The sequence below is a fragment of the Planktothrix sp. FACHB-1355 genome, from assembly GCF_014748295.1.
Classification (GTDB): Bacteria; Cyanobacteriota; Cyanobacteriia; order Cyanobacteriales; family Aerosakkonemataceae; genus Aerosakkonema; species Aerosakkonema funiforme_A.
The window spans coordinates 1-2,799 of record NZ_JACJUP010000954.1 but is presented as its reverse complement, the minus strand read 5'-3'; the positions used below and the strand labels follow the sequence as shown (position 1 = coordinate 2,799).

The following is a 2,799-nucleotide window of genomic DNA, read 5'->3' as shown; positions in this document are numbered from 1 at the left end:
TTAAACCAGAGAGATTTTTAGAAAGGCAATTTTCTCCCTATGAATTCTTGCCATTTGGGGGTGGCGCAAGGCGCTGTATTGGTTTTGCTTTTGCGTTGTTTGAAATGAAAATAGTCCTGGCCGAAATCCTCTCGCATTTGGAATTGGAACTTGCCGATAATCGCGAAGTCAAACCTAAACGTCGCGGTTTGGTGACAGCACCCGATCGCAGCATTCAGCTAGTTGTAAAAGGCGAGCGATCGGTAAAATCTCGCACCCTGGTAGCTGTCTCCAGTTGAGCCTAGCGCAGTAGGAAGCAAATTAAAAAGTTAAAAATTAAAAATTGGCGTTGGCAATTGAAAATTAGTAATTGCGAATTGCCAATCCTCCGTCTCTATTCCCCATTTACCAATCTCTTATGACACATTTTGGCATCATCAGTCCCGCCGCGATCGGCCACCTCAATCCCATGTGCGTCTTAGGCCGAGAATTACAACGACGCGGCCATAATGTCACCCTTTTCGGTATTCCCGATATCGAAGAAAAAGTGATGAAATCGGGATTGAACTTTTGCCAGATTGGAGAATCTCAATTTCCGCTCGGAACATTGGGACGAAAGTATAAACAGTTAGGAGAAATGAGCGGAGTGGCCGGACTAAAATTTACAGTGCGTTGGCTACAAGAAGAAGCAGCTATGCTTTTCCGGTCAGCTCCAGAAGCACTCAAATTAATAGGTGTAGAAGCCTTGCTGGTAGACCAAGTTTCAACAGCAGGTGGAACGGTTGCTGACTTCTTGAATCTTCCCTTCATCACAGTATGTAATGCTCTGTTAATTAATCGGGAAGCTGGAGTTCCTCCATACTTTACACCCTGGAGTTACAGCAAGGGATGGGGGGCGCGTCTTCGCAACCAAGCGGGAAACTTTTTGATCGATCGCATCACACAACCAATTTGGAATATTCTCGTACAGCAGCGGCAGCAATGGCAGTTAGCCCCTTATTCCAAACGGGAAGATGCCTACTCTCAACTTGCTCAGATATGCCAACTTCCGGCAGAATTTGATTTTCCGCGAGTTAATTTATCCCCTTGCTTCCATTACACGGGGCCTTTTCAAGATTCATCCGGCTTAGAACCCGTCTCCTTCCCGTCCCTCTCTTTTCCTTGGGAAAAATTGACCGATCGACCGCTGATTTACGCTTCTCTAGGTACTTTACAAAACCGCAAATGGGAAATTTTTCACAGCATTGCTGAGGCTTGTTTGGGGTTAGACGCACAGCTAGTAATTTCTTTGGGAAACCCAAACAGTCAAGAATCTTTGAGCTTGCCCGGTTCGCCTTTGGTGGTTCCCTTTGCACCGCACCAAAAACTAATAGAAAGAGCCAGCTTAATAATTACTCATGCAGGTATGAATACTGTACTGGGAGCATTAAGCAGCGGCGTACCTTTGGTAGCGATTCCTATTACTAACGAACAACCTGGTATAGCCACTCGTTTAGCTCGAACTGGTGCGGGAGAAATGCTGCCTTTGGCAAGATTGAGCGTTCCCAAGCTGAGAGCCGTTATACAGCGGGTACTAACAGAAGATTCTTATCAAAAGAATGCCTTCAGGTTGCAAGAAGCCATTCGTCGAGCCGGCAAAGCTAGCCGTGCCGTCGATATTATCGAACAGGCGATATCTACGGGGAAGTCTGTCTTGGCTCACCCTAAAGATTATAATTGCTAGCTTAGATTCAACAGCGAAAATTCTCTCAGGAAAGTCGCCATGAAACTACCACCAGGCCCGAAAACTCCGGAAATTGTACAGCTACTCCAATGGGTTGCTAACCCCTTGACATTGATGGATGATTGTGCTAAAAAATATGGCGATATGTTCTCACTGTGGGTAAGCGGGAATGGAAAGCCGATCGTCTTTTTAAGCAACCCACAAGCGATTAAAGAAGTTTTTACAGCCGATTACAAACAGTTTGACACCGGCCCTGCGAACCAGTTAGCCAAACCAATCCTGGGACAGTATTCGCTGATGTTGATGGATGGCGATCGCCACCGCAGAGAACGCCAATTATTGATGCCTCCGTTTCATGGCGAACGGATGAAAACCTACGGTCAGCTAATTCAAGATATCACCCTTGCAGTTACCGACGAGTGGGAAATCGGTCAGAAATTCTCAGTTCGCGAGGTAATGCAAGAAATTTCCCTGCGCGTAATTTTACAAGCTGTGTTTGGTTTGCAAGAAGGAACTCGCAGTCAACAATTGCGGCAACTTTTGTCAGAAATGTTAGATGAGATCAGTTCGCCTTTCAATTCCGTCTTACTTTTCTTTCCGGTACTGCAAAAAGATTTAGGTGCGTGGAGTCCGTGGGGTCGCTTCTTGCATCGCCAGCAAGAAATTAGCAAACTCCTCTATGCGGAAATTAAGGAACGTCGAGAAAAACCAGATCCATCCCGCACAGACATCCTCTCCTTACTTATGTCTGCGCGTGACGAAAACGATCGACCGATGACAGATGCAGAATTGCACGACGAATTGCGATCGCTTTTAGTAGCCGGTCACGAAACAACAGCCACATCATTAGCTTGGGCGCTATATTCAATTCACCGCGTACCGGGTGTGCTTGACAAGTTGCTGCAAGAAATAGATAGCCTTGGTAATAACCCAGATCCAGCGGCTTTTGCCAAACTACCCTATCTTACTGCTGTTTGCAACGAAACGCTGCGAATTTATCCAATTTTGTTTATCACCTTTGGCAGAATTGTCAAATCTCCCATCGAAATTACGGGTCATTTATTTGAACCCGGTACACAGCTAGCTGCCTGTATTTA

The 2,799-nt window shown here is 45.9% G+C and carries 3 protein-coding genes; all 3 read left to right on the top strand.

The annotated features are described in order from the left end of the window. A partial coding sequence (locus tag H6S82_RS27445) for a cytochrome P450 (protein WP_191057046.1) occupies positions 1-278 on the top strand: 278 nt, incomplete at its 5' end. Positions 279-397: 119 nt separating this feature from the next. After that, the gene (locus tag H6S82_RS27440) at positions 398-1,702 is read left to right on the top strand and encodes a glycosyltransferase (protein WP_190469977.1); all 1,305 of its coding nucleotides are present in this window, start codon (positions 398-400) and stop codon (positions 1,700-1,702) included. A 39-nt stretch (positions 1,703-1,741) separates the two neighbouring features. Then, positions 1,742-2,799: cytochrome P450 (locus H6S82_RS27435; RefSeq protein ID WP_191057045.1), on the top strand; the 1,058-nt coding region annotated here is incomplete at its 3' end.

Bases quoted from the DNA above. Each gene is read 5' to 3' on its own strand.
- H6S82_RS27440 (WP_190469977.1), top strand. From the start codon at position 398: ATGACACATTTTGGCATCATCAGTCCCGCCGCGATCGGCCACCTCAAT.